Raw genomic sequence first — 24,756 nt, 5'->3', positions numbered from 1 at the left:
AGGCCCCCTACGGCTTCACTGCTGGGCGCTGCTGCACTGCGAGGCCAACTCCTGCTCCTCCTCAGTGAGGGTGGGGCCGGGCTTCGGTGCGGGAGGCGGGGTCGGCGCGGCCTGCGCGGCGTTCGCCGCCATCCCCGTGCCGTCGGTCCCGCCGGTGCCGCCCGGGGCCTTGCTCGGCTGGGTGCCGCCCGGGGCCGTGCTCTGCTCGGTCTTGCCGCCGGACGCGCCGCCCGTCTGGCCCTTGTCCTTGCTCAGGTCCTTCTGGGCGTCCTCGGCCTTCCGCCGCTCCTCCTCGGCCTTCTGCCGCTCCTCCACCTTGCGGCAGGCGCTGGCCAGCGTGCCGAGGTCGTGGGCCCTGGCCTGGGCCTGGTTCAGGCTGCTGAACGCGATGGTCTCCTTGACCCGGTTCCGCTGGTCCTCCGGCAGGTACTTGAGTTCGATGGCGCGGTAGTCCTCATGGACCTCGTGGAGGCTGATCCACGCCAGGTCCTGGCTGATGCCCTGGTAGATCGCCACGTGGTCGCCGTTGGCGCCCACGTAGTACTGCTCCTGGGTCCACCGGTAGCCGCCGTACAGGCCGCCGCCCAGCACCGCCAGACTCAGCGCGATGTACAGGCCCCGCTTGGCCCACCGGCCGCGCGCCGGCTTCTTGGTGAAGTCCTCGTCGACGTAACCGCCGAAGCCGCCCTCCGGCAGCCCGCCCAGCGACGGGTCCCCGCTCCCGGGCGGCCCGAAGCCCCCCGGAGCGTCCCCCTGCTGCGGCACGGACCGGCCCAGCTCGGCCGCCCGGCCCGCCGGGGTCTGCGCGGCGCCGCCGTCACCCAGCTGCACCTGGTTCTCCGCGACCGCGCCCACGATGACCGGGGTGTCGCTGAGCTGCGCCGCCAGCGCGTCGTTGTCGTCGACGTCCAGCACGTCGGCGACGATGCACGTGATGTTGTCCGGGCCGCCGCCGCGCAGCGCGAGCTGGATCAGCTCCTGCACCGTCTCGTGCGGGCCCTGGTAGCTGGCGAGCGTGTCCTCCAGCGTCTGGTGGCTGACCACCCCGGACAGACCGTCCGAGCAGATCAGATACCGGTCCCCGGCCCGCACCTCGCGGATCGACAGGTCCGGCTCCACATGGTCGCCGCTGCCCAGCGCGCGCATCAGCAGGGAGCGCTGCGGGTGGGTGGTGGCCTCTTCCTCGGTGATCCGGCCCTCGTCGACCAGCCGCTGCACCCACGTGTGGTCCTGGGTGATCTGCGTGAGCACCCCGTCCCGCAGCAGATACGCGCGCGAGTCACCCACGTGGACCAGACCGAGCCGCTGGCCGGTCCACAGCAGGGCGGTGAGCGTCGTGCCCATGCCCTCCAGCTGGGCGTCCTCCTCGACCATGACACGCAACTGGTCGTTGGCGCGCTGCACGGCGCTGCCGAGAGAGGTCAGCAGGTCGGAGCCGGGCACGTCGTCGTCGAGCTGCACCAGGCTGGAGATCACCTCGGAGCTCGCGACCTCACCGGCGGCCTGGCCGCCCATGCCGTCCGCGACGGCGAGCAGGCGCGGCCCGGCATAGCCGGAGTCCTCGTTGCCCTCGCGGATCATGCCCTTGTGCGATCCGGCGGCGAAACGCAGCGACAGACTCATGCGCACCTCACCCGTCGGCTCCGGGAACAGCCCCTTCGCGGCCACGCTGCCCACCCTCCGGTCGTCATGGTCGTACTACTTCCGCAGCTCGATGACGGTTTTGCCGATACGGATCGGCGCGCCCAGCGGAACAGGGGTCGGCGTGGTGAGCCGGGTCCGGTCGAGATACGTGCCGTTGGTGGACCCGAGATCCTCGACGATCCACTGGCCGTCACGGTCCGGGTAGATCCTGGCATGCCTGCTGGAGGCATAGTCGTCGTCCAACACGATCGTCGAGTCGTGCGCCCGGCCCAGCGTGATCGTCTGTCCCTGGAGCGCGACCGTGGTCCCCGCCAGGGTGCCCTCGGAGACGACCAGCTTGGTCGGCGCGCCTCGCCGGCCCCGGCCGCCGCTCCGCCCGCCGGACTGCTGCTGCCGTTGCTGCTGCGGCGGCGCCGACGCCTGCCGCTGCCCCTGCTGCGGCCGGTCGGGGGCGCCCCGGCGCGCGGATCCGCGCTGTGTCACGCGGGTCCCGAACAGGTCGCTGCGAATGACCTGTACGGCCACGATGACGAACAGCCACAGTACGGCGAGGAAACCCAACCGCATGACCGTGAGGGTCAGCTCTGACATTGCCCCCGCTTCACCCTTCGGCTTGCCGGTAAACGATGGTGGTGCTGCCCACGACGACGCGCGAGCCGTCGCGGAGCGTAGCGCGCGTGGTGTGCTGTCCGTCTACCACGATGCCGTTGGTCGACCCCAGATCCTGGATGGTCGAGGGTGATCCGACCCGGATCTCGCAGTGCCTGCGGGACACCCCGGGGTCGTCGATACGGACGTCCGCATCGGTGCTGCGGCCCAGCACGAGCGTGGGCCGGGAGATCTGGTGGCGGGTGCCGTTGATCTCGATCCAGCGGCGGGTCTGCCCGTGGGACGGGGCACCTCCCGCGCCCGGACGCGAACCGGCCCTGGCGCCGCCGGGCGGGGCACTGGGCATGGGCGGCGCGCCCGCGGGCTGCGGCGGATAGCCGGGCCCGGACCGCCCGCCGGCGGACCGCTGCGAGGGCGACTGCGGGGTCGGCCCCTGCGCCTGGCGGCCCGGCCCGGGCTGCGCGCCCTGCTGCGGACTCTGCGACTCGCTGGCGGCCAGCGTGCGGCTGCGGACCCGGTACAGCCCGGTGTCCAGGTCGTCGGCCTTCTCCAGGTGCACCTTGATGGCGCCCATGAACGTGTACCGCTGCTGCTTGGCGTAGTCCCGCACCATGCCGGACAGCTCGTCGCCGAGTTGTCCGGAGTACGGGCTGAGGCGCTCGTAGTCCGGCGCGCTCAGCTCGACGATGAAGTCGTTGGGGACGACCGTCCGGTCGCGGTTCCAGATGGTGGCGTTGTTGTCGCACTCACGCTGGAGCGCGCCCGCGATCTCCACGGGCTGGACCTCGGACTTGAACACCTTGGCGAAGGTGCCGTTGACGAGGCCTTCGAGACGCTGCTCGAAGCGCTTGAGTACTCCCACGGGGCACCTCCTTCCTCAGTCTTCCTCAGTGTCGTCCTGATACTGCTTACTGATCGTATCCACGCGTCGGGAAATCGGGTGGTTCCCCTTCCTGGCCCTGTGGAGCAGTGTGACCTCTCACAAGGGATCGTAGAGGCGCCTTCAAGACAGTGTCCCGCAACCGGCGAGGTCTTCGGACGCCCGGGGGCTGCCCGCGTGGGGCAGGGCGGCCGTGGGCTGGGCCTCCGGGGGCCTTCCCCGCTCCGCGCGCGCGGTCCGGTGCCCGGTCTGATGCTCGGTCCGGTGCTCGGTTCGGTGACCGGTCCGGTGCTCGGTGCGGTGTGACGCACGCCCTTGATCGCCGCCCGCCGCCGGCGACGGAAACGGGTGTGAAGGCACCCTCCGCAGCGTGCTAATGTTCTGCATGTCGGAAGGCGCTCACGAAAACGAGCCGGGCGGAACCGCCCGGTGACTTGAGAGAGAATCTCACGACAACACCCATGCGCGGGTGGCGGAATAGGCAGACGCGCTGGATTCAGGTTCCAGTGCCCGAAAGGGCGTGGGGGTTCAACTCCCCCCTCGCGCACATAGAGAGAACGGGTCTCCGTTCGTGACGAATGTCACGAGTGGGGGCCCGTTCTCGTTTCTGTTTTCTGCTTGAGGTTACGCGGTTCCGGGTGAGGTGACGCGGTGTGGGGTTACGCGGTGAACCGGGCGGCGAGCTCCTTGGCCTTGCTGACGGCGTCCTCGTGGGCCTTGGCCTTCGAGGCGTCCGCGAGCTCGATGAGGTCGGCCATGGCCGGGTTCGTCCGGGCCATGGTCAGCTCCGGAACGATGAAGTCGACGTCGAGGCCGAGCGCGCCGTCGAGGGTCTTGCCCAGGTAGTTCGTCACGAACTCGAAGCTCTCGCGCGGGGTGCCCGGACCGTAGCCGCCGCCGCGGCTGGCCACGACCACCGTGGGGGTGCCGGCGGCGCTGGGAGCCTCTGTGAGGGACGTGCGCCCGATGATGATCACGTGGTCCAGCCATGCCTTGAGGGTGGACGGGATCGTGAAGTTGTACATCGGGGCGCCGATCAGGACCACGTCCGCCTGTTCGAGCTCGGCGGCCAGCGTGTCACGGAGCGCGAAGGCGGCCCGCTGCTCGGGGGAGCGCTCGTCCGGGCTCACGAATCCCGCCGCGAAGGCGGCGGCGTCCAGGTGCGGCAGCGGGTCGGTGGCCAGGTCCCGGTATATGACCGTGCCGTCGGGGTGCTGGGTCTCCCATTCCTTGCGGAAGGCGTTGGTGACGGGGCGGGAGGCAGAGCCCTCGGTGGGGTGCATGGACGAGTCGATGTGCAGCAGCGTGGGCATGGTGTGGCTCCGTGGATGGGTGGGACGTCGGCAACGGCATCGGTGCGCGGGGCCCCGGCGTGAGGACCCCGGAGTTCGGTAGTTCGGTGCGTAACTATGTTTAGCACAGTAGCTTACTTTTTTATAGTCCCGCACGGGAAGGTAGTACCCTGAGGGCATGAGGGATCCCGGCGGGCGCGGCGAGCAGGCGTGCAAGAAGGTCGGCGACGACATGACGCGTGTCTTCGAGCTCTTCGGGAAGCGGTGGACCGGGCTGGTCGTCGCGGTACTGATGGAGGGCGGGGCCTACTTCGCGGAGGTCCGGCGGGCGATCCCCGGCATCAGCGAGCGGATGCTGTCGGACCGGCTCGCCGAGCTGGCGGCGGTGGGCCTGGTCGTACGAGAGGTCGACGATGGGCCCCCGCTACGGGTCGGCTACCGGCTGACCGCTGCGGGCAAGGCGATGGAGCCCGCGCTGCGGGAGCTGGCGCGGTGGGCGGAGACCTACCTCCCGGACGGTGGCGGCTGCCCCGACCGGTTCCGTAGCTGATCGGTTCCGTAGCTGACCTGGGCAGATTCGCTGGCGGCTGAGTAGCCGAGGGCGCTGCACCGATAGTTATCCACAGGCTCTGACGGGCTTGTGCCCCTGGTTGTACCGTCGAGGCAGTCGACATCGGCCCGGTCTTGGGAGAGGCCGGGTGGAGAGAAACGGGGGGCTCGCGATGACTGATGCCGGGACGCCAGGGGACGGGGCGGCGGATACCGCCGGGGCCACGAGGACATCGGGGTCGGCAACCGGGGGTGAGACGGCACTCGGGGGCGAGGCGGCAACGGGGGTCGAGGCGGTAACCGGGGCGGCACTCGGGGCCGAGACGGCATCCGGGGCGGCATTCGGGGGTGAGACGGCATCCGGGGCGGCCGAGGCGGCATCCGCGGCCGTGGCCCGGCCGGTGGAGCAGTTCCTTCCGACGAGCCGACGGCTTCCCCACGTGCAGGGCTTCGCCAGGAAGCGGAACGGCGGCGCGAAGCGGGAAGGCAAGGCCCTGCGCGAGCGCGCGCCTCGGTCCGCGCACGCCCAGCTGGACATAGCCGACGGGCGGCCGGACGCGGTGACCGCGGTCAGGGAGTCCAGCGCCGGGCGGCTGCCCGAGCTCACGCCGATACGGGTCGGCCGGATGGCCGCGACACCGTTCGCCTTCCTCCGCGGATCGGCCGGACTCATGGCGTACGACCTGACCCCCACCCCGGTCACAGGCGTGGGGACGCAGATATGCGGCGACGCGCACGCCGCCAACTTCGGGCTGTACGGCGACGCGCGCGGCGGCCTGGTCATCGACCTCAACGACTTCGACGAGACCGTGCACGGTCCGTGGGAATGGGACGTGAAGCGCCTGGCGACCTCGCTGGTCCTGGCGGGCAGGGAGACCGGCGCGGACGAGACCACCTGCCGGGCGGCGGCCTACGCCGCGGTCGGCGCCTACCGGCGAACCCTGAGGCTGCTGGCCAAGCTGCCCGCGGCCGAGGCATGGCACGCCATCGCCGACGAGGAACTGGTCTCCCACGCCGACGCCAAGGACCTCCTCGGAACGCTGGAGCGCGTCTCGGACAAGGCCCGGCGGAACACCAGCGCCCGGTTCGCGGCCCGGTCGACCGAGCCCACGGCGGATGGCGGACGGCGCTTCGTCGACGCCCCACCGGTGCTGCGCCGGATACCCGACGAGGAGGCGGCCGCCGTCGCCGCGTCGCTGGGCGAGTATCTCGGGACGCTCCCCGAAGACCGGCTGCCGTTGCTCGCGCGCTATGCGATACAAGACGTGGCGTTCCGGGTGGTCGGCACCGGAAGCGTGGGGACCAGGTCCTATGTGGTGCTGCTCCTGGATCACCGGGGCGAGCCCTTGGTGCTCCAGGTCAAGGAGGCCCGGCCCTCCGCACTGCTGCCCCATGTGGCGAAGGCGGGCTTCGACGTGCCGGTGGTCGAGCATGAGGGCCGGCGCGTGGTGCTCGGACAGAAGCGGATGCAGGTCGTCAGCGACATGGCGCTGGGGTGGACCACGGTGGAGGGGCGCCCGTACCAGGTTCGGCAGTTCCGCAACCGCAAGGGCAGCGTGGACCCGGCGGCACTGACCCCCGACCAGCTGGACGACTACGGCCGGATGACCGGCGCGCTCCTGGCGCGCGCCCACACGCACACCGCGGACCCGCGCCTGCTCGCGGGCTACTGCGGCAAGAGCGAAGAGCTCGACGAGGCCGTCGCCGCGTTCGCCGTGGCGTACGCCGACCGCACGGAAGCGGACCACGCCGACCTGGTCGCGGCGATCCGCACGGGCCGCATAGCGGCAGAGCCGGGGGTCTGACCAGGCAACGGAGGGGGGCCGGGGAGGGAGGGGAGGGAGGGGGGAGGGGCCCCTCCCCCCGAGGAGCCGCCGGGGGACTGGCCGAGCCGCCCGGTTGGGTGTGCCCTGCGGCGGGGATGTCTCGGCGGCGGTGGGCCGGACGTAGGCTGGGCGGGTGACGAACCCGGAAGCGCACCAGGCAGGGCGGTCGGCCGCGGGAGCGGAGCCGCAGGTGGACGCGGCAGCGGCCGAGGCCGCGCAGGCAGCGGAGGCGGCGGGCACGCAGCGGCTGGAGCAGGCGGTGCGAGCGGCGGAACAGGCGCTGATCGAGTTCGAGATCGCGGTGGAGACCTTCCGGATCGAGGTGGAGAACTTCTCCCGCCTGCACCACCAGCGGCTCGGCCCCGTGTATTCGCGGCTCGACGAGCTCGACGCGCTGATCGCGGAGGCGATCGCGGCACGCACCGGGGACCCGGAAGACGTGCGCCGGGCGCAGGAGGCGCGCGGGCTGGTGATGCCGATGCCGGACGTGGAGGAGCTGTTCTTCGGCTGGATCGACTCCGAGGGCCTGTCGCCGGAGGGGGCGGCGATGCTCAACGAGCAGCCGGTGCAGCCGCCGTCGCGGGTGCGGCCGAGCGAGGAGGCCCGGCGTCTCTACCGTGAGCTGGCCCGCAGTGCGCATCCGGACCTGGCCGATTCCGAGGACGAGCGGGCGCGGCGCGGCGACTTCATCGTGCGGGTCAACGCGGCGTACGCGGCCGGGGACGAGACAGCGTTGCAGGCGCTGGCGGACGAGTGGGCGGCCGGCCCGCGGCCCGCGGAGCGGCGGGCGAGCCGCAGCGAGGAGCTGTACGCGCGGCTGGAGTGGCTGGCCGAGCGTAAGGAGCTGCTGGCCGCCATGGCCGCCGAGATGGAGTCGAGCGCGATAGGCGCGATGATCAAGATGGCGCCGGAGGACCCGGACGGGTTGCTGGAGGAGATCGCCGAGCAGCTGCTCGCGCAGGTCTCCGAGAAGGAAGCCCGGCTTGCGGAGCTTGTGCAGTAGGTTCCGTTAGCCCAGGTTCTACGGCCGGATCATGTGTGAGACCGGACCAGGTGTGTGAGAGAGGTACGACTGATGCGATTTGGCCAGCTTCCCGAGGTCGCCGCCGCGGCGGTGCCCGTCGACGGTTTCCTCCTGGATGTTCGGGAGGACGACGAGTGGGCGGCGGGGCATGCCGAGGGGGCGCTGCACATCCCCATGGGCCAGGTCGTCGCCCGGTTCGGTGAGCTGACCGAAGCGGTCGCCGATGGTCGGCGTGTCCATGTGGTGTGCAGGGTCGGTGGCCGGTCGGCGCAGGTGGCGCAGTATCTGATCGCACAGGGTCTGGACGCGGTGAACGTCGATGGCGGCATGCTCGCCTGGGACGCGGCCGGCCGTCCGCTGGTCAGCGGGCGGGCTGAGGCGGACGCCTTCGTCCTCTAGTGGCTCTGGCCGGCCGGCTCGGGTGGCGGGGTCAGGTGAGGGGGTGGGCGGCGAGTAGGTCGCCGAGTGCCTCCTCGTGTGCGGCGGCGGAGCCGAGCGACAGTTCCAGCTGTTTGGCCCAGGCGTGATAGCGGTGCAGCGGGTAGTCGGTGACCGCGCCGAAGCCGCCGTGCAGGTGCTGGGCTGTCTGCACGGTCCGGCGTACTCCTTCGGCGGCCCAGATCTTGGCGACGGCGATGTCCGCGGCGGCGGGGAGGATGCCTACCCCGGTCTCTGGGTCCTGGGGTTCGGTGGGGGGCTGGTGGTCGGTGGTGAGCCGCCACGCGGCCTGCCAGAGGGTGGCTTCCATCGCCTGCTGGTCGATGTAGCGGTCGGCGGCCTGGACGGCGACTGCCTGGAAGGTGGCCAGCGGGAAGCCGAATTGTTCGCGTTTTCCGGTGTACTCGCTGGTCATGGCGAGTACGCGGGTGGCGAGGCCGAGGGCGAGCGCGCAGGTTCCGGTGGTGAGCAGGTGCCGCAGTCGTTCCCATGCGCCGTCTGCGGTGATGACGTCGGTGTGGTTGATCCGCACGGCGTCCAGGCGGAGTTCGGCGTACTGCTCGCCGTTGGTCGAGATCTGCTCCAGTAGCGTGACGCCGTCCTGGGTGCGGGGGATCAGCGCCAGCACGGTGTGGCCCGCTTCGGTCCGGGCGGGGGTCAGCACCCTGTCGGCGTGCTGGGCCCAGGGCACGGTGGTCTGCACGCCGTCGAGGGTCCAGGTGCCGTTGGGGTGGTGGTGTGCCTGGACGGCCTGTTCGGCCGGGTCGTGTCCGCTGCGTCCGCTGGCGGCGGTGGTGAGGATCAGTTCGCCGCGCCCGGTGCGGGGGAGTACGGCGTGGCGTAGTTCGGTGCTGCCGTGGGTCTGGATGGTGAGCGCGGCGGCGCTGTTCTCCAGCAGGGGTACGCGGGCGAGTACGTGGCCTGCTTCGCGCAGGACGAGGCAGAGCGCGATGGGGTCGAGTCCCGCGCCGCCGTACTGTTCGTCGAGGGTGAGGGCGAGTAGGTCGGCCGCGGCGAGTTTCCGCCAGAGCGGGCGGTCGATGTCGTCGGCGACCGCCCCCGGGGTGAGGGCGGGGCTGGGGACGTCGTCCGGCTGGGTGCCGGAGAAGACCGCTCGTGCCGTCTCCATGGCGGCCTGCTGCTCTTCGGTGAAGGTGAAGTCCACTGTCGCCGTCCCTCCGTACGCACCGGACTGTCTGACGGGGAGTCACATGACCTGACGGCTCGTCAAGATAGAACAGGTTCTAGGAGAAGGGAACGGATCGGCACGGTCGGCGCGCGCCGGAATCGGGTGCATCCGGCCGGGGGCGCGGGTCAGCGGTCGAAGTCCAGCTCCACCTCCTCGTCGAGCGGGTGCGACTGGCAGGCCAGCACATAGCCCGCGGCCACCTCTTCCGGCTCCAGTGCGAAGTTCCGGTCCATCCGCACCTCGCCGGAGACCAGGAACGCCCGGCAGGTGCCGCACACGCCGCCCTTGCAGGCGTACGGCGCGTCGGCGCGGTTGCGCAGGACGGTCTCCAGCAGCGATTCCCCGTCCTGTACGGGCCAGCTGCCCGACCGGCCGTCCAGTGTCGCGGTCACCGTGCTGCGGCTGGGGGCCGGTCCGCTGACCGGCGCCGGTGAGGCGCCGTCGTCCACATGGAAGATCTCCTGGTGGACACGGTCGCGGGGGACGCCGAGGGCGCGCAGCGCCCGCTCCGCGCCTTGGACCAGTCCGTACGGACCGCACAGGAACCAGCCGTCTATCGATGGCACGGGCAGCAGGGTGGGCAGCAGCGCGGTCAGCCGCTGCTCGTCCAGCCGACCGGAGGCCAGCCCGGCCTGCTGCTCCTCCCGAGAGAGCGCGGTGACCAGCTGGAACCGGTCCGGCCAGCGGTCTTTCAGGTCGGCAACCTGGTCGAGGAACATCGTCGAGGCGGCGGTGCGGTCGCTGCGGATGAGGCAGAAGCGGGTGTCGGTGCGGCGTTCCAGCAGCGTCGTGGCGATGGACAGTACGGGGGTGATGCCGCTGCCGCCGACGATCGCGGCGAAGTTCCCGGCCCGCGGTTCGAGGACGAAGCGTCCGGCGGGGGCCATCACCTCGATGGTGTCGCCGGGGGCGAGTTCCTTCAGGGCGTAGGTGGAGAACTCTCCGCCGTCGACGAGCCGCACTCCCACCTGGAGGGACTCCGGGCCGGCGGCGGTGTCCGGCGCGGGGGTGCAGATCGAGTACGTGCGCCGGATCTCCGTGCCGTCCACGAAGCGCCGCACCGCGATGTGCTGTCCGGGCAGGTGGCGGAAGGTGCCGCGCAGTTCGTCCGGTATGGCCAGGGTGAGGGCGACGGAGTCGTCGGTGAGCTGTTCCACCGCTGTCACCCGCAGGGGGTGGAAGGCGCCGTGGTGGCCTGCGGTGGGCGCTTCGCTGGCCATCACAACTCCTTGAAGTGGTCGAAGGGTTCGCGGCAGGACTCGCACCGGCGCAGGGCTTTGCAGGCGGTGGAGGAGAAGCGGCTCAGCAGGGTGGTGTCGATGGAGCCGCAGTGCGGGCAGCGGATGGCCAGGGTCAGTGGCACCGGTCCTGCCGCCGCGGCGACGGCTCGGGGCGGTGCGATGCCGGACTCGGCCAGTTTCCTGCGCCCTTCGGCGGTGATCGCGTCGGTGGTCCAGGGCGGGGACAGCACGGTGCGGACCTCGACCTGCGGTATGCCGTGGTCGTGCAGGACGCGTTCGATGTCCGCGGTCATGGCCTCGATGGCCGGGCATCCGGTGTAGGTGGGGGTCAGTTCGACCTCGACTCTGCCGGGCGCCACGACGTGGAGTCCGCGCAGCACGCCCAACTCGGCGAGGGTGACGACGGGCAGTTCCGGGTCGGGTACGGCTCCGGCGAGCTCGGCGAGCTCGGCTTCGAGTGGGGTGAGGGTCACCATGTCGCCCCCGGGTGGCTGCGGTGCAGGTGCTGCATCTCGGCGAGCATCCGGCCGAACGGCTCGGTGTGGATGCCCTGGCGTCCGCCGCCGGCTGTCCACGCGTCGCGCTGCGGTCCTTCGGGCAGGGCCAGGGTGGCGCGGTCCAGTACGGACCGGATGCGGTTCAGCCAGTTGTCGTGCAGGGCGGTCCAGTCGGCGTCGCATCCCTCGACCGGATCGAACAGTTCGCCGGTGTAGCGCCACAGGGCGTCCAGTCCGCGGCGCATCCGCTGGTGGCTCTCGGCGGTGCCGTCGCCGAGCCGCAGTGTCCAGTTCTCGGCGTGGTCCCGGTGGTAGGCGACTTCCTTGACCGCCTTGGCGGCGAGTGGGGCGAAGGCGCTGGAGCCGTCGGCGAGCTGTTCGAACAGCAGCTCCTGGTAGGTGGAGAAGTACAGCTGGCGGGCGATGGTGTGGGCGAAGTCGCCGTTGGGCTGTTCGACGAGCTGGACGTTGCGGAAGGCGCGTTCCTCGCGGAGGTAGGCGAGTTCGTCCTCGTCTCCGGCCAGGGACAGCAGGACCCGCGCCTGGCCGAGCAGGTCCAGGGCGATGTTGGCGAGGGCCACCTCCTCTTCCAGGACAGGGGCGTGTCCTGCCCACTCCCCCAGCCGGTGGGAGAGCACGAGCGCGTCGTCGCCGAGGGCGAGTGCGGCGGTCACAGGTGCCGCACCCCCTCGGGGATCTCGTAGAACGTCGGGTGCCGGTAGGGCTTGTCCGCGGACGGCTCGAAGAACGGGTCCTTCTCGTCCGGCGAGGACGCGGTGATCGCGGCGGAGGGCACCACCCAGATGGAGATGCCTTCGGAACGGCGGGTGTAGAGGTCGCGGGCGTTGCGCAGCGCCATTTCGGCGTCCGGTGCGTGCAGGCTTCCGGCGTGGGTGTGGCTCAGTCCGCGCTTGCTGCGGACGAACACCTCCCACAGCGGCCAGTCGCCCCGGCCTGTGTCCGTGCTCATGACCGTGCCTTTCCGTGCTTGGCGGCATAGGCCGCGGCCGCTTCGCGCACCCAGGCGCCTTCTTCGTGTGCCCGGCGCCGCTGGGACAGCCGCTCGGCGTTGCACGGGCCGTTGCCCCGCAGCACCTCGTGGAACTCGTCCCAGTCGATGGCCCCGAAGTCGTGATGGCCCCGTTCCTCGTTCCACCGCAGGTCGGGGTCGGGGAGGGTCAGGCCGAGGCTCTCGGCCTGGGGGACGCAGATGTCGACGAAGCGCTGGCGCAGTTCGTCGTTGGAGTGCCGCTTGATCTTCCATGCCATGGACTGGGCGGAGTGCGCCGACTCGGCGTCCGGTGGGCCGAACATCATCAGCGATGGCCACCACCAGCGGTCGACGGCGTCCTGTGCCATGGCGTGCTGTTCCGCGGTGCCCTTGCTGAGGGCCAGCAGCAGCTCGTATCCCTGGCGCTGGTGGAAGGACTCCTCCTTGCAGATGCGGATCATGGCGCGGGCGTAAGGGCCGTAGGAGCAGCGGCACAGCGGCACTTGGTTGGTGATCGCGGCGCCGTCCACCAGCCAGCCGATGGCGCCGACGTCGGCCCAGGTCAGCGTGGGGTAGTTGAAGATCGACGAATATTTCTGGCGGCCCGAGTGGAGTTTGTCCAGCAGCTCGTCGCGGCCGGTGCCGAGGGTTTCCGCCGCGCTGTACAGGTACAGGCCGTGGCCTGCCTCGTCCTGCACCTTGGCCATCAGGATGGCTTTGCGCCGCAGGGAGGGCGCGCGGGTGATCCAGTTGGCCTCGGGCTGCATGCCGATGATCTCGGAGTGCGCGTGCTGGGCCATCTGGCGGACGAGTGAGGCGCGGTATGAGTCCGGCATCCAGTCGCGTGGCTCGATGCGCTCGTCCGCGGCCAGTGCGGCGTCGAACACTGCCTCATACGCGTCCGCGTCCGCCGCCATCGTGGTCATGCCAGCCCCCTCGCCGTCGCTGCCGGGTGACCGGCCGACCAACCGACCGATCGTTCGGTTCAATGGTGGGCCGAGGGAACGTAGGGTGTCAACCCTGTGGATAACTCCGAGGCATCTGTGCCTGGTGCGCCCGCCTGGGTACCGTGCCGGGACGGGACGTCGGACCGTGCGGCCGCGCAGCGGCGGCGGCAGGAGGCAGCGCAGGGCAGGACCACGGGGATCGGGGCGGGAATGGAGCCGGAACAGCAGAAGGCGGGCGGCGCCGCCGGGCTCTCGCTGCCCGGACAGCTGATCATCGCGCTGGCGGCCGCGGCCGTCGCGGTGGCTGTGGCCGTGCACCTCACCATGGTGTTCCTGCACGTCGCCCCGCCGAACACCGCCAGCAAGCAGCACGGCGAGACGATCGACGACTACATCTATCCCGAGTTCGAACAGAACTGGAAGCTCTTCGCCCCCAACCCGCTGCAGCAGAACGTCTCCGTCCAGGTCCGCGCCCAGGTCCGCGCACCGGAGGGGGAGTCTCCACCACCGACTGGAAGGACCTGACCGCCCGGGACGGGGACGCCATCCGCCACAGCCTCCTGCCCAGCCACACCCAGCAGAACGAACTGCGCCGCGCCTGGGACTTCTACGTAGGCTCGCACGACTCCCAGGACCAGCCCATCGGCCGCCGCGGGCAGCTCTTCGGGGAGTACCTGCGGCGGATCGTGATGCTCCGCATCGGCGGCGAAGAGGACGGCGGCACGGTCCTGCGCGTGCAGATCCGGTCCGTGACCAGACCCGTCGCCCCGCCGCCGTGGAGCGACGAGAAGATCGACCTGAGGACGGTCCAGCGGCAGCTGCCGTGGTGGACCGTGACCGCCGCCGACATACCCGAGGGGACCAGCCGGTGACCCATCCCGCCGCGCCGCCCTCCCCTGGCCACGAGCCGGAGCCCGCACCGGACACCCAGCCGGGCTCGGGCCCGTCGCACACGCCCGCCCCGCCGCCCCCGCCCACGCTGCCGCGGCAGGTGCCGCCGACGCCCCCCGTGCCGCCTTCCGCCGCCGTCCTGGCACCGCCTCCCCCGTACGCGCCGCCCGCTGCCCCACCGCGCCCCGCGCCGTCGGCCCGGGCCCGCTTCGGCCGCCGCGTCGAGGCCGCGTTCGCCCAGGTCACAGGCTCCTCCCTCGGCCCGTACCAGAGCGCTGTCATACGGATAGGGTTCGCGTTCACCTGGCTGTGCTTCCTGCTGCGCGAGTGGCCGCACCGCCGGCAGCTGTACGGACCCGACGGCCCGTTCAGCGTGGACATGGCGCGCCAGCTCATCGACGGCAACCACGCCTTCACGATGCTCGTGTGGTCCGACAGCACGGTCTGGTTCGAGATCGTCTACGCGCTCGCGATCGTCTCCAGCGCCCTCTTGATGCTGGGCTGGCGCACCCGCACCATGTCCGTCCTGTTCATGATCGGGGTGCTGTCGCTGCAGAACCGCAGCGTCTTCCTCGGGGACGGCGGCGACAATGTCATCCACCTGATGTCGACGTACCTGGTGCTGACCCGCTGCGGACAGGTGTGGTCCCTCGACGCGCGCCGTGCCGCCCGGCAGGGCGCGGACGGGCAGCCGCGCGACGCCACCGGTGTCGTGCTGTGGGCAGGCACCGGACTCGCCCTCGCCGCCCTCCAGATGTTCACCGACTCCCAGCTGGCCTGGACGGCGAACGGACCGCTCCCGGGCCTGGGCTGGGCCGCCTTCCTGTGGGGCCTGTGGTGCGTCCAGGCGCTGTGGTGGCTGGTACGGCGCTACGCGCCGGGCGAGCCGCGGACCGTCCTGGACGCGGTCGCCCACCTGATCCACAACGGCACACTGCTGGTGATCATGGCGGAGGTCTGCCTGATATACGCCACCGCCGGCTGGTACAAGGTCCAAGGATCGCGCTGGCAGGACGGCACCGCGCTCTACTACCCCCTGCACCTGGACTACTTCTCCCCTTGGCCGGCGCTGGCGGACCTGCTCGTGAAGAGCGGCATCGTGGTGATGGTGCTCACCTACGGCACGGTCGTCATCCAGGTGGCCTTCCCGTTCACGGTCTTCCACCGGAAGATAAAGAACGTGCTGATCGCCCTGATGGTGCTGGAGCACGTCGGCATCGCGATCCTGCTGGGCCTGCCGTTCTTCTCCCTCGCCATGATCTCGGCGGACGCGGTGTTCCTCCCGACGGCCTTCCTGATCTGGGCGGGGGCGCGGGCCCGGCGCGTACGGCAGTGCCTTCTGCCACGGCGGTTCGCCGCCGGAGGCCCGAGCGGAGCGTTGTGACTGCTGCTGGGCACCGCTGGGCGCGGACGAAGTCGAGACCGGCTGGGGTTCCGCGCGCCCGCAGGAGCGAAGGCCCTGGTGAGAGCCCCGAGCCGTAGTCTGAGGGGATGACCGACGACGAAGCCGCGAGGGCTGTGCAGCAATGGCGCGAGATGGCCCCTGACGGTGTGCTGCTTGACGGTTTCCATGCCCTCAAGCACGCGCTCCGCTTCGGGGCGAACGTGCGGCTGGCGCTGACGAGCGACAAAGACTCCGTGCTGGCACTCGCGGCCGACTTGGCCGACGACCTGAGTGACCTGATGGGCGATCTGGTTGTCGAGGTGCCGGCGCAGGCCTTGCGGGATCTGCTGCCCCGGGTTCACCCCACGCAGGTCGCCGCCGTGGCGGTCAGGCCCAGCCGTCAGGCGAACCGGGACGAGCTGTCGAGGCTCCCGCGGTTGTCGCCGGTCGTCGTGTTGGACAACCCCCGCAATCTCGGGAATGTCGGTGCCGTGGTCCGGCTCGCCGCTGGTCTCGGAGCCACGGGTGTGGTCACCACGGGTGACATGGATCCATGGCACCCCAACGCGGTGCGAGCAGGTGCCGGTCTCCACTTCGCCACCGCAGTGGAGCGAGTGTCGCTCGATGATCTCCCGCCCGGGCCGCTGTACGCCCTGGACCCGGAAGGCGAGGACATCAGGTCCGTGGTGCTCCCGGATGATGCGCTGCTCGCATTCGGGTCCGAGCGCCACGGGATCTCGCCGGAGCTCCGCAGCCGGGCGACCAAGCTCGTAGCACTCCCCATGCGACCCCAGGTGTCCAGCTACAACCTCGCCACGAGCGTGGCCATGGCTCTCTTCCACTGGGGAGGCCCGCCCCCGGCCCAGACCGGCCAGCTGCCGCGCCGCTGACCGTGGCTCCCGGGCCGGAAGGGGGCCGGCCCGGGAGGGCCGGGCGTCAGGCCGGGCGGCGGACCTCCACCATGCGGAAGCGGTTCGCCACGAACGCCCCGTCGCACAGCGCGGCGTTGGCGGCCGGGTTGCCGCCGGAGCCGTGGAAGTCGGAGAAGGCCGCGGTCTGGTTCACATAGACCCCGCCGGTGAGGTTCAGCGAGAGCTGAGCGCACTCCTCCAGGCATGCCTCCTCGATCTGCCGCTCCACGCCGGGCGAGGTGGTGTACGCCCCGACCGTCATCGCGCCCTTGTCCCGGACCGTGCGGCGCAGCAGAGCGACCGCGTCGTCGGTGGAGTCCACGGCGACGGCGAAGGACACCGGTCCGAAGCACTCGGTGAGGTACGCGGCGTCGGCGTCCGCGTCCTCCCACTGCTTCCGCGCGCCGTCCTGCTTGACGATGACCGGCGTGCGCACCGTGGCGCCGGGGAAGTCGGGGTTGGCGACCGGGCGGGAGGCGAGGGCGACCTCGCCCAGCGAGGCAGCGGCGTCGATGCGCTCGCCCACCTGCGGGTTGACGATGGCGCCCAGCAGGGCGTTCGCCCGGGCGTCGTCGCCCAGCAGCCCGTCGACCGCCGTGGCCAGGTCGGCCACCACCTCGTCGTAGGTCTTGCGGCCGGCGTCGGTGTCGATGCCGTCGCGGGGGATGAGCAGGTTCTGCGGGGTGGTGCACATCTGGCCGCTGTAGAGGGAGAGGGAGAACGCCAGGTTCCCCAGCATGCCCTTGTAGTCGTCGGTGGAGTCGATGACGACGGTGTTGACCCCGGCCTTCTCGGTGAAGACCTGCGCCTGGCGGGCGTTGGTCTCCAGCCAGTCGCCGAAGGCGGTCGAGCCGGTGTAGTCGATGATGCGGATGTCGGGGTGGACGGCGAGCGTCTTGGCCAGGCCCTCGTCGGGCCGCTCGGCGGCGAGGGCGACCAGGTTCGGGTCGAAGCCCGCGTCGCTCAGCGCCTCGCGGGCCGCCTGCACGGTGAGCGCGAGCGGCAGTACGGCGCGCGGGTGCGGCTTGACCAGCACGGGGTTCCCGGTGGCCAGGGAGGCGAACAGGCCGGGGTAGCCGTTCCAGGTCGGGAAGGTGTTGCAGCCGACCAGCAGGGCGATGCCCCGGGGGGCGGCGGTGAACGCCTTGCGCAGCTCCAGCGGGTCGCGCTTGCCCTGGGGCTTGGACCAGTCGGCGGTCAGCGGGGTGCGGGTCTGCTCGGCGAAGGCGTACGCGACCGCCTCCAGACCGCGGTCCTGGGCGTGCGGGCCGCCGGCCTGGAAGGCCATCATGAACGCCTGGCCGCTGGTGTGCATGACAGCCTGGGCGAATTCGTGGGTGCGGGCGCTGATCCGGGCGAGGATCTCCAGGCAGACCGCGGCCCGGCCCTCGGGCCCGGCATCGCGCCAGGCCGCCATTCCGGCGCGCATCGCGGGGAGCAGCACCTCGATGTCGGGGTGTGGATACTCCACGCCCAACTCGATGCCGAACGGCGAGACTTCGCCGCCCACCCAGCCGTCGGTGCCGGGCTGGCCCAGGTCGAGGCGGGTGCCGTGCAGCGCGTCGAAGGCGGCCTGGCCGTCGGCGGCGCTCAGGCTGCCGCCGTCGCCGTACGCCTTGGGATGCTCGGGGTGCGGGGACCAGTACGCGCGGGTGCGGATCGTGTCCAGGGCCTGGTCGAGTGTGGCGCGGTGCTTCTCGATCAACTGCGCTGTGCTGAATCCGGCGGTCACGACTGACCAACTCCTCGGTGAGCTCCAGGAAAGGGGCGCCGGCGGCGTCCCCGCGCGGCGGTCGCCGCATCTCGGCACTTCGGGCGGTACTGAGAGACGGGTGGGCGGCTGGGGTGTGACAGGGATAGATTAACCGAACGATCGGTCGGGGCAAGGGGGCCTGTCGAAGCTGTGGACAACTTGTCCGGGAGGATGAGCGGCATGACTGCGAATGACCGGGACGACAGCCAGGGAATCGCGCACGACAGCACCGTCGCCGTGGTCGGCACCGGCACCATGGGGCAGGGAATCGCCCAGGTGGCGCTGGTCGCCGGTCACCCGGTGCGGCTCTACGACGTGGCTCCGGGCCGGGCCAGGACCGCCGCCGACGCGATCATGGCGCGCCTGGACAGGCTGGTCGACAAGGGGCGCATGCCGGCCGAGGAGCGGGACGCGGCGCGCGAGCGGCTGACCCCTGTCGGCGAACTGGCCGGGCTGGCGGACGCCGCCTTGGTCATCGAGGCGATCCTGGAGGAACTGGGCGCCAAACAGCAGCTGTTCACCGCCTTGGAGTCGGTGGTCTCCGAACGGTGTCTGCTCGCCACCAACACCTCCTCTCTCTCCGTCACCGCCGTGGCGGGCGCCCTGCGGGTGCCCGGCCGCGTCGTCGGCCTGCACTTCTTCAACCCCGCGCCGCTGCTGCCGCTGGTCGAGGTGGTCAGCGGCTTCACCACCGACGCGGCCGCTGCCGACCTGGCGTACGGGACCGTCGCGGCCTGGGGCAAGTCGCCGGTGCGCTGCACCGACACCCCCGGCTTCATCGTGAACCGGGTCGCGCGCCCCTTCTACGCCGAGGCCTTCCGCGTCTACGAGGAGCGGGCGGCCGATCCGGCCACCATCGACGCCGTTCTGCGCGAGTCCGGCGGCTTCAAGATGGGGCCGTTCGAGCTCACCGACCTCATCGGCCAGGACGTGAACGAGGCCGTCACGCGATCCGTATGGGAGTCGTTCTTCCACGATCCGAAATTCGTCCCCTCGCTGGCGCAGCGGCGGATGGTCGAGGCCGGTCTGCTCGGCCGGAAGTCCGGCCGCGGCTGGTACGACTACGCGGAGGGCGCCCAGCGCCCCGAACCGCACACCGCCGAGCCCGCGGACCCGCCCGCGTCGGTCGTCATCCGCGGAACCCTGGAGGGGTCGGCGGCGGCGCTGCCCGCGATGATCGAGGAGGCGGGGATCCGGGTGCGCCGCACCGACGCGGACCGGCCCGCCATCCATCTCCCGGCCGGCGGCAGGCTCTGCCTGGCCGACGGCGAGACCTCCGTCGAGTACAACGACGTCGTCTATTTCGACCTCGCGCTGGACTACCGCTCGGCCACGCGCGTCGCCGTCTCGGCGGCGGAGGACACCCCGCGTGCCCTCGTCGACGACGCGGTCGGACTGTTCCAGGCGCTCGGCAAGAAGGTCAGTGTCATCGGTGACGTCCCCGGCATGATCGTGGCCCGGACGGTCGCGATGCTGGTGGACCTCGCCGCCGACGCGGTCGCCAAGGGCGTGGCCTCGCCGGAGGACGTCGAGACGGCGATGCGCCTCGGCGTGAACTATCCGCAGGGGCCGCTGGCCTGGGGCGAGCAGGTGGGTCACGGGACGCTGTTCGACCTGCTCACGCAGCTGCACAAGCGTTTCCCGACCGGCCGCTACGCCCCGTCGCTGGGCATGATCCGCCGTGCGTACGCGGCAGAGGATGTGGTTCCCTCATGACCATGGCAGCCAAGCGCGACACCTACACGCCCGAATCGCTGCTCGCGGTCGCCGTCGAGGTGTTCAACGAGCGCGGCTACGACGGCACCTCGATGGAGCATCTCTCCCGTGCCGCCGGAATCTCCAAGTCCTCCATCTACCACCACGTCAAGGGCAAGGAGGAGCTGCTGCGGCGGGCGATAAGCCGCGCCCTCGACGGCCTGTTCGGGATCCTCCAGGAGCCCGCCGCGCGCGAGGGCCGGGCGATCGACCGGCTGGAGTACGTGACCCGGCGCACCACCGAGGTGCTGATGGCGGAGCTGCCGTACGTCACGCTGCTGCTGCGGGTGCGCGGCAACACCGACACCGAGCGGTGGGCCATGGAGCGGCGGCGCGAGTTCGACCACGAGGTGGCCGAGCTGCTCAAACACGCGGCGGCCGACGGCGATCTGCGCGGGGACGTGGACGTCCGGCTGGCGACCCGGCTGCTCTTCGGCATGATCAACTCCATCGTGGAGTGGTACCGGCCGGGCCGCGGCGGCGCGGCGAGCAGCGAAGAGGTCGCCGAGGCCGTGGTCCGTACGGCGTTCGCGGGCCTGCGGACCTGAGCCGCGCCGACCCGGCGGGCCGGGTCAGGGCCCGGTGGCCAGGTCCGTCTCCTCGAACACCAGCAGCGTGCGGCTGCTGAGCACCTCCGGGATCGACTGGATCCGGGTCAGCACCAGCTCCCGCAGCGAGCGGTTGTCGGCCGTGTGCACCAGCAGCAGCACATCGAAGTCGCCGCTGACCAGGGCGATATGGGCGGCGCCCGGCAGGGCGCGCAACTGCTCGCGGACCGTGCGCCAGGAATTCTGCACGATCTTCAACGTGATGTACGCGGAGGCGCTCTGCCCCGCCCGCTCCTGGTCCACCTGGGCCGAGAAGCCGCGGATCACCCCGTCGTCCACGAGGCGGTTGATGCGGGCGTAGGCGCTGGCGCGCGAGATGTGTACCCGCTCGGCGACGGAGCGTATCGAGGCGCGGCCGTCCGTCTGGAGCATGCGCAGGATGTCGCGGTCGACGCCGTCCAGCGGCCGGGCGGGGGGCCTTCCTCCGTGGTTGGCCATCTGTTCGTCCTGCATACCGCCCCGCCTCCCCTTCGTGGACGCTCTGCCTTCATCCCATGCTGTGGAAAACCGTTTGTCCACAGGCTGCGGCCGCCTGTAGCCAAAATGTGCCGACGACCGAACAATCGGTAGGTGAGGGATCTACCCGGTCCCTGCCCAGCTTCCCCCTACGAGGAGGTCGCCATGACGGTCCTTGAGCAGCCCGGTGCGTACCGGCCGACTCCCCCGCCCGCCTGGCGGCCGCGGGTCGAGGCCGAGCCGCTGCTGCCCGACGCGGAGCCGTTCCGCGTGCTGGGTACGCCCGCCGCCGCGGACGTCGCCCCCGAGCTGCTGACCAGGCTGTACGACGAGCTGGTGCGCGGCCGCCGGTACAACGCGCAGGCGACCGCGCTCACCCGGCAGGGACGACTGGCCGTCTACCCCTCCTCCACCGGTCAGGAGGCGTGCCAGGTGGCCGCCGCGCTGGCGCTGCGCGAGCAGGACTGGCTCTTCCCCAGCTACCGCGACACCCTGGCCGCCGTTGTCCGCGGACTGGACCCGGTGCAGGCGCTCACCCTGCTGCGCGGCGACTGGCACAGCGGCTACGACCCGCACGAGTACCGCGTGGCCCCGCTGTCCACCCCGCTGGCCACCCAGCTTCCGCACGCGGTGGGCCTCGCGCACGCCGCGCGGCTCAAGGGCGACGACGTGGTGGCACTCGCCCTGGTGGGGGACGGCGGCACCAGCGAGGGCGACTTCCACGAGGCGCTGAACTTCGCGGCGGTCTGGCAGGCACCGGTGGTCTTCCTCGTCCAGAACAACGGGTTCGCGATCTCCGTGCCGCTCGCCAAGCAGACGGCGGCCCCCTCCTTGGCCCACAAGGCCGTCGGATACGGCATGCCCGGCAGGCTCGTCGACGGCAACGACGCGGTGGCGGTCCACCAGGTGCTGTCCGAGGCCGTCCGCCGGGCCCGCGAGGGCGGCGGGCCGACGCTGGTGGAGGCCGTCACCTACCGGGTGGAGGCGCACACCAACGCCGACGACGCGACCCGCTACCGGTCCGAAGCGGAGCTGGCCGCGTGGCGCGCCCACGACCCGATCGACCTGGTGGAAGCCGAGCTGACAGGACGCGCTCTCATCGACGACGACGGCATAGAGGCCGCCCGTCAGGCGGCCGAGGCCATGGCAGCACGGCTCCGGGACGGCATGAACCAGGAGCCGGTGCTGGACCCGATGCAGTTGTTCGAGCATGTCTACGCCGAGAAGACCAGCCAGTTGCGGGAGCAGGCGGCACAGCTGCGCGCCGAGCTCGACGCCGAATCGCAGGAGCAGGAGGGGGAGCGATGACCACCGCGACGGTCGAGACCGCCCGGAAGCCTGCCACCATGGCGCAGGCGCTGGGCCGCGCGCTGCGCGACGCCATGGCGGAGGACCCGTCGGTGCACGTCCTCGGAGAGGACGTGGGCACGCTCGGCGGCGTCTTCCGGATCACCGACGGCCTGGCCAAGGAGTTCGGCGACGACCGGTGCACGGACACGCCGCTGGCGGAGGCGGGCATCCTCGGCACCGCCGTCGGCATGGCGATGTACGGCCTGCGACCGGTGGTCGAGATGCAGTTCGACGCCTTCGCCTATCCCGCGTTCGAGCAGCTCATCAGCCATGTCTCGCGGATGCGGAACCGCACGCGCGGCGCGCTGCCGATGCCGCTGACCGTGCGCGTGCCGTACGGCGGCGGGATCGGCGGGGTCGAGCACCACAGCGACTCCTCCGAGGCGTACTACATGGCCACGCCCGGCCTGCACGTCGTCGCCCCGGCGACCGTCGCCGACGCCTACGGGCTGCTGCGCGCGGCCATCGCCTCGGACGACCCGGTGGTCTTCCTCGAACCCAAGCGGCTGTACTGGTCGAAGGCGGACTGGTCGGCGGACCGGCCGGAGGAGGTCGCGCCCATAGGTCGCGCGGTGGTGCGGCGGCACTCCTCGGGCGCCGGGGGAGCCGCGACGCTCGTCTCGTACGGACCGTCGGTGCCCGTGTGCCTGGAGGCGGCCGAGGCGGCCCGTGCCGAGGGCTGGGACCTCGAGGTGGTCGACCTGCGCTCCCTGGTGCCGTTCGACGACGAGACGGTCTGCGCGTCGGTGCGCAGGACCGGCCGGGCGATCGTGGTGCACGAGTCGACCGGGTTCGGCGGCCCGGGAGGAGAGATCGCCGCACGGATCACCGAGCGCTGCTTCCACCACCTGGAGGCGCCGGTGCTCAGGGTCGCCGGGTTCGACATCCCGTACCCGCCGCCGATGCTGGAGCGGCACCATCTGCCCGGGGTGGACCGGGTGCTCGACGCCGTCGCCCGGCTCCAGTGGGAGTCCAAGTGGACCGAGGGGAGCGGGGACTGATGCCGGTGGTACGCGAGTTCACGCTGCCCGATCTGGGCGAGGGCCTCACCGAGGCGCTGATCGTGCGCTGGCTGGTGGACGTGGGCGAGGTGGTCGCCGTCGACCAGTTGGTGGTCGAGGTCGAGACCGCCAAGGCGATGGTGGAGGTGCCGTGCCCGTACGGGGGCGTGGTGACCGCCCGCTTCGGCGAGGAGGGCACCGAACTGCCCGTGGGGGCGCCCCTGCTGACCGTGGCCGTCCCCTCCGCGGAGGGCGCCGCGGGCGGTGCGGGCGGCGCGGCGGACACCGGTGCCGATGAGAGCTCGGGCAATGTGCTGGTCGGCTACGGCACCGGAGCACCGGCTGCCCGCAGACGCCGGGTACGGCCGGTGGGCGGCGGCCCGGCGGTGAGCGGTGTGGTGCGGGGTTCCCGGGCCGCGGGCGCGGTGGGCGGTGGTGCGATGGCGGCGGAGCGCGTGGAGGCGGCGATCGCCCCCGACGCACCGGTGCCGGTGATCTCCCCGCTGGTCCGGCGACTTGCGCGGGAGCATGGGCTGGACCTGCGGACGGTGCCCGGTAGCGGCCCCGACGGACTGATCCTGCGGGCCGATGTGGAGCGCGCCGTACGGGCGGGCGCGGACGGCGCGGCAGCGGTCACCGGCGCGGGGGTGTCCGTCGGCGAGCGTGCGGGCGTGCCGGCGGGTGCCGGGTCCGGGGCGGGCGCTGCGGAGGTGGGTGCAGGGGTCGGTGCGGGCGCTGCGGCGCCGGGTGCCGGGATCGGAACGGGCATGGCGGCGGCGGGTGCCGGTGTGCCGACCGGGCTGCCGACGGGAGTGGAGCGCATACCGCTGCGGGGGCTGCGCGGGGCGGTCGCGGACAAGCTCAGCCGCAGCCGGACCGAGATCCCGGACGCCACCTGCTGGGTGGACGCCGACGCCACCGAACTCCTCGCGGCCCGCGCCGCGATGAACGCGGCCGGCGGCCCCGCGATCTCCCTGCTCGCCCTGCTGGCACGGATCTGCACGGCCGGACTGGCCAGGTTCCCCGAGCTCAACGCGACCGTGGACACCGAGGCCCGGGAGATCGTCCGGCTGCCCGCCGTCCACCTGGGCTTCGCGGCACAGACCGAGCGGGGGCTGGTCGTCCCCGTCGTACGGGACGCGCACACGCGCAGTGCCGAGGGGCTGGGCGCGGAGATGGCGCGCCTGACGGAGGCGGCGCGGGCGGGCCGACTGACCCCCGCCGAGCTGACGGGCGGCACCTTCACGCTGAACAACTACGGCGTCTTCGGAGTCGACGGGTCGACGCCGATCATCAACCACCCCGAGGCTGCGATGCTCGGCGTCGGCCGGATCGCGCCCAAGCCGTGGGTGCACGAGGGAGAGCTGGCGATACGGAAGGTGGTGCAACTGTCGTTCACCTTCGACCACCGGGTGTGCGACGGGGGACCGCCGGAGGGTTCCTGCGGTACGTGGCCGACTGCGTCGAGCATCCGGCGGTACTGCTGCGGTCCGTCTGACCTCCTCCTGGGACCGCGCGGC

At 71.7% G+C, this 24,756-nt stretch carries 22 protein-coding genes, 1 tRNA gene and 2 pseudogenes; 13 read left to right on the top strand and 12 right to left on the bottom strand.

What is annotated here, in order from left to right:
* Positions 1-15 precede the first annotated feature (15 nt).
* The 3 genes from Q3Y56_RS17510 to Q3Y56_RS17500 form a co-directional block, all read right to left on the bottom strand.
* A complete protein-coding gene (locus tag Q3Y56_RS17510) occupies positions 16-1,623 on the bottom strand; it encodes a PP2C family serine/threonine-protein phosphatase (protein WP_304465657.1) in 1,608 nt (535 codons plus the stop codon).
* Positions 1,624-1,698: 75 nt separating this feature from the next.
* Positions 1,699-2,235, bottom strand: a complete 537-nt coding sequence (locus Q3Y56_RS17505; protein ID WP_304462850.1) for an FHA domain-containing protein — start codon at positions 2,233-2,235, stop codon at positions 1,699-1,701.
* 10 nt (positions 2,236-2,245) lie between these two features.
* Complete coding sequence (locus Q3Y56_RS17500; RefSeq protein ID WP_304462849.1) at positions 2,246-3,115, bottom strand: FhaA domain-containing protein; 870 nt, start codon at positions 3,113-3,115, stop codon at positions 2,246-2,248.
* Between the two features lie 481 nt (positions 3,116-3,596).
* Between Q3Y56_RS17500 and Q3Y56_RS17495 the strand changes: the two genes are divergently transcribed.
* Positions 3,597-3,680, top strand: a tRNA-Leu gene (locus tag Q3Y56_RS17495).
* A 112-nt stretch (positions 3,681-3,792) separates the two neighbouring features.
* Here the strand turns inward: Q3Y56_RS17495 and Q3Y56_RS17490 are convergent.
* The gene (locus tag Q3Y56_RS17490; protein WP_304462848.1) at positions 3,793-4,446 is read right to left on the bottom strand and encodes an FMN-dependent NADH-azoreductase; all 654 of its coding nucleotides are present in this window, start codon (positions 4,444-4,446) and stop codon (positions 3,793-3,795) included.
* A gap of 157 nt (positions 4,447-4,603) precedes the next feature.
* Between Q3Y56_RS17490 and Q3Y56_RS17485 the strand changes: the two genes are divergently transcribed.
* The 4 genes from Q3Y56_RS17485 to Q3Y56_RS17470 all read left to right on the top strand — a co-directional run bounded on the left by Q3Y56_RS17485 (position 4,604) and on the right by Q3Y56_RS17470 (position 8,223).
* Complete coding sequence (locus Q3Y56_RS17485) at positions 4,604-4,975, top strand: helix-turn-helix domain-containing protein (RefSeq protein WP_304462847.1); 372 nt, start codon at positions 4,604-4,606, stop codon at positions 4,973-4,975.
* A gap of 388 nt (positions 4,976-5,363) precedes the next feature.
* Complete coding sequence (locus tag Q3Y56_RS17480) at positions 5,364-6,779, top strand: DUF2252 domain-containing protein (RefSeq protein ID WP_304462846.1); 1,416 nt, start codon at positions 5,364-5,366, stop codon at positions 6,777-6,779.
* 211 nt (positions 6,780-6,990) lie between these two features.
* Positions 6,991-7,803 carry a hypothetical protein gene (locus Q3Y56_RS17475; RefSeq protein ID WP_304465656.1) on the top strand — a complete coding sequence of 271 codons (813 nt, stop codon included), beginning with the start codon at positions 6,991-6,993 and terminating at the stop codon, positions 7,801-7,803.
* 72 nt (positions 7,804-7,875) lie between these two features.
* Complete coding sequence (locus Q3Y56_RS17470) at positions 7,876-8,223, top strand: rhodanese-like domain-containing protein (RefSeq protein WP_304462845.1); 348 nt, start codon at positions 7,876-7,878, stop codon at positions 8,221-8,223.
* Between the two features lie 31 nt (positions 8,224-8,254).
* Here the strand turns inward: Q3Y56_RS17470 and Q3Y56_RS17465 are convergent, their stop codons facing one another.
* From Q3Y56_RS17465 to paaA, 6 genes are all read right to left on the bottom strand, one after another.
* Positions 8,255-9,427 carry an acyl-CoA dehydrogenase family protein gene (locus Q3Y56_RS17465; protein ID WP_304462844.1) on the bottom strand — a complete coding sequence of 391 codons (1,173 nt, stop codon included), beginning with the start codon at positions 9,425-9,427 and terminating at the stop codon, positions 8,255-8,257.
* Positions 9,428-9,576: 149 nt separating this feature from the next.
* Positions 9,577-10,671: a 2Fe-2S iron-sulfur cluster-binding protein gene (locus Q3Y56_RS17460; RefSeq protein WP_304462843.1), complete on the bottom strand. Its 1,095-nt coding sequence runs from the start codon at positions 10,669-10,671 to the stop codon at positions 9,577-9,579.
* Positions 10,671-11,168, bottom strand: a complete 498-nt coding sequence (gene paaD, locus Q3Y56_RS17455; protein ID WP_304462842.1) for a 1,2-phenylacetyl-CoA epoxidase subunit PaaD — start codon at positions 11,166-11,168, stop codon at positions 10,671-10,673. The genes Q3Y56_RS17460 and paaD overlap by 1 nt, the downstream gene beginning before the upstream one ends.
* Entirely contained in the window at positions 11,162-11,863 is a 702-nt protein-coding gene (paaC, locus tag Q3Y56_RS17450) for a 1,2-phenylacetyl-CoA epoxidase subunit PaaC (protein ID WP_304462841.1), read from the bottom strand. Before paaC ends, paaD begins: the two co-directional genes overlap by 7 nt.
* Complete coding sequence (gene paaB / locus Q3Y56_RS17445; protein ID WP_304462840.1) at positions 11,860-12,159, bottom strand: 1,2-phenylacetyl-CoA epoxidase subunit PaaB; 300 nt, start codon at positions 12,157-12,159, stop codon at positions 11,860-11,862. Before paaB ends, paaC begins: the two co-directional genes overlap by 4 nt.
* Positions 12,156-13,106: a 1,2-phenylacetyl-CoA epoxidase subunit PaaA gene (gene paaA / locus Q3Y56_RS17440; protein WP_304462839.1), complete on the bottom strand. Its 951-nt coding sequence runs from the start codon at positions 13,104-13,106 to the stop codon at positions 12,156-12,158. The genes paaB and paaA overlap by 4 nt, the downstream gene beginning before the upstream one ends.
* A 231-nt stretch (positions 13,107-13,337) precedes the next feature.
* Here paaA and Q3Y56_RS17435 point away from each other — a divergent pair.
* From Q3Y56_RS17435 to Q3Y56_RS17425, 3 genes and pseudogenes are all read left to right on the top strand, one after another.
* Positions 13,338-13,999, top strand: a pseudogene (locus tag Q3Y56_RS17435) (DUF5819 family protein).
* Positions 13,996-15,402: an HTTM domain-containing protein gene (locus Q3Y56_RS17430; protein ID WP_304462838.1), complete on the top strand. Its 1,407-nt coding sequence runs from the start codon at positions 13,996-13,998 to the stop codon at positions 15,400-15,402. The pseudogene Q3Y56_RS17435 and the gene Q3Y56_RS17430 overlap by 4 nt, the downstream one beginning before the upstream one ends.
* A gap of 107 nt (positions 15,403-15,509) precedes the next feature.
* Positions 15,510-16,292: an RNA methyltransferase gene (locus tag Q3Y56_RS17425; protein ID WP_304462837.1), complete on the top strand. Its 783-nt coding sequence runs from the start codon at positions 15,510-15,512 to the stop codon at positions 16,290-16,292.
* Positions 16,293-16,338: 46 nt separating this feature from the next.
* Here Q3Y56_RS17425 and paaN read toward each other — a convergent pair whose 3' ends face one another.
* Positions 16,339-18,045, bottom strand: coding sequence for a phenylacetic acid degradation protein PaaN (gene paaN / locus Q3Y56_RS17420; RefSeq protein ID WP_304462836.1), 1,707 nt, complete (start codon positions 18,043-18,045; stop codon positions 16,339-16,341).
* A gap of 201 nt (positions 18,046-18,246) precedes the next feature.
* Between paaN and Q3Y56_RS17415 the strand changes: the two genes are divergently transcribed.
* Entirely contained in the window at positions 18,247-19,782 is a 1,536-nt protein-coding gene (locus Q3Y56_RS17415) for a 3-hydroxyacyl-CoA dehydrogenase (RefSeq protein WP_304462835.1), read from the top strand.
* Positions 19,779-20,369 carry a TetR/AcrR family transcriptional regulator gene (locus Q3Y56_RS17410; RefSeq protein WP_304462834.1) on the top strand — a complete coding sequence of 197 codons (591 nt, stop codon included), beginning with the start codon at positions 19,779-19,781 and terminating at the stop codon, positions 20,367-20,369. The genes Q3Y56_RS17415 and Q3Y56_RS17410 overlap by 4 nt, the downstream gene beginning before the upstream one ends.
* 24 nt (positions 20,370-20,393) lie before the next feature.
* On the opposite strand, the gene Q3Y56_RS17405 is transcribed toward Q3Y56_RS17410, so the two are convergent.
* Positions 20,394-20,882, bottom strand: a complete 489-nt coding sequence (locus Q3Y56_RS17405) for an Lrp/AsnC family transcriptional regulator (protein WP_304462833.1) — start codon at positions 20,880-20,882, stop codon at positions 20,394-20,396.
* A 168-nt stretch (positions 20,883-21,050) separates the two neighbouring features.
* Between Q3Y56_RS17405 and pdhA the strand changes: the two genes are divergently transcribed.
* From pdhA to Q3Y56_RS17390, 3 genes and pseudogenes are all read left to right on the top strand, one after another.
* Positions 21,051-22,193, top strand: a complete 1,143-nt coding sequence (gene pdhA / locus Q3Y56_RS17400; RefSeq protein ID WP_304462832.1) for a pyruvate dehydrogenase (acetyl-transferring) E1 component subunit alpha — start codon at positions 21,051-21,053, stop codon at positions 22,191-22,193.
* Entirely contained in the window at positions 22,190-23,236 is a 1,047-nt protein-coding gene (locus Q3Y56_RS17395; RefSeq protein WP_304462831.1) for an alpha-ketoacid dehydrogenase subunit beta, read from the top strand. The genes pdhA and Q3Y56_RS17395 overlap by 4 nt, the downstream gene beginning before the upstream one ends.
* Positions 23,236-24,734 (top strand): annotated as a pseudogene (locus Q3Y56_RS17390) (dihydrolipoamide acetyltransferase family protein). Before Q3Y56_RS17395 ends, Q3Y56_RS17390 begins: the two are co-directional and overlap by 1 nt.
* The last annotated feature ends 22 nt before the right edge of the window (positions 24,735-24,756 follow it).

Source organism: Streptomyces sp. XD-27 (assembly GCF_030553055.1).
In the GTDB taxonomy this organism is placed as follows: domain Bacteria; phylum Actinomycetota; class Actinomycetes; order Streptomycetales; family Streptomycetaceae; genus Streptomyces.
The sequence above is the reverse complement of the archived record's forward strand: the minus strand, read 5'-3'. Positions and strand labels throughout refer to the sequence as shown.

What these genes read in the sequence shown, in the direction of transcription:
- Q3Y56_RS17510 (WP_304465657.1), bottom strand. Translation starts at nt 1,623, where the DNA reads ATGAGTCTGTCGCTGCGTTTCGCCGCCGGATCGCACAAGGGCATGATC.
- Q3Y56_RS17505 (WP_304462850.1), bottom strand. Translation starts at nt 2,235, where the DNA reads ATGTCAGAGCTGACCCTCACGGTCATGCGGTTGGGTTTCCTCGCCGTA.
- Q3Y56_RS17490 (WP_304462848.1), bottom strand. Translation starts at nt 4,446, where the DNA reads ATGCCCACGCTGCTGCACATCGACTCGTCCATGCACCCCACCGAGGGC.
- Q3Y56_RS17485 (WP_304462847.1), top strand. Translation starts at nt 4,604, where the DNA reads ATGAGGGATCCCGGCGGGCGCGGCGAGCAGGCGTGCAAGAAGGTCGGC.
- Q3Y56_RS17470 (WP_304462845.1), top strand. Translation starts at nt 7,876, where the DNA reads ATGCGATTTGGCCAGCTTCCCGAGGTCGCCGCCGCGGCGGTGCCCGTC.
- Q3Y56_RS17460 (WP_304462843.1), bottom strand. Translation starts at nt 10,671, where the DNA reads ATGGCCAGCGAAGCGCCCACCGCAGGCCACCACGGCGCCTTCCACCCC.
- paaD (WP_304462842.1), bottom strand. Translation starts at nt 11,168, where the DNA reads ATGGTGACCCTCACCCCACTCGAAGCCGAGCTCGCCGAGCTCGCCGGA.
- paaB (WP_304462840.1), bottom strand. Translation starts at nt 12,159, where the DNA reads ATGAGCACGGACACAGGCCGGGGCGACTGGCCGCTGTGGGAGGTGTTC.
- paaA (WP_304462839.1), bottom strand. Translation starts at nt 13,106, where the DNA reads ATGACCACGATGGCGGCGGACGCGGACGCGTATGAGGCAGTGTTCGAC.
- Q3Y56_RS17425 (WP_304462837.1), top strand. Translation starts at nt 15,510, where the DNA reads ATGACCGACGACGAAGCCGCGAGGGCTGTGCAGCAATGGCGCGAGATG.
- Q3Y56_RS17415 (WP_304462835.1), top strand. Translation starts at nt 18,247, where the DNA reads ATGACTGCGAATGACCGGGACGACAGCCAGGGAATCGCGCACGACAGC.
- Q3Y56_RS17410 (WP_304462834.1), top strand. Translation starts at nt 19,779, where the DNA reads ATGACCATGGCAGCCAAGCGCGACACCTACACGCCCGAATCGCTGCTC.
- Q3Y56_RS17405 (WP_304462833.1), bottom strand. Translation starts at nt 20,882, where the DNA reads ATGCAGGACGAACAGATGGCCAACCACGGAGGAAGGCCCCCCGCCCGG.
- pdhA (WP_304462832.1), top strand. Translation starts at nt 21,051, where the DNA reads ATGACGGTCCTTGAGCAGCCCGGTGCGTACCGGCCGACTCCCCCGCCC.
- Q3Y56_RS17395 (WP_304462831.1), top strand. Translation starts at nt 22,190, where the DNA reads ATGACCACCGCGACGGTCGAGACCGCCCGGAAGCCTGCCACCATGGCG.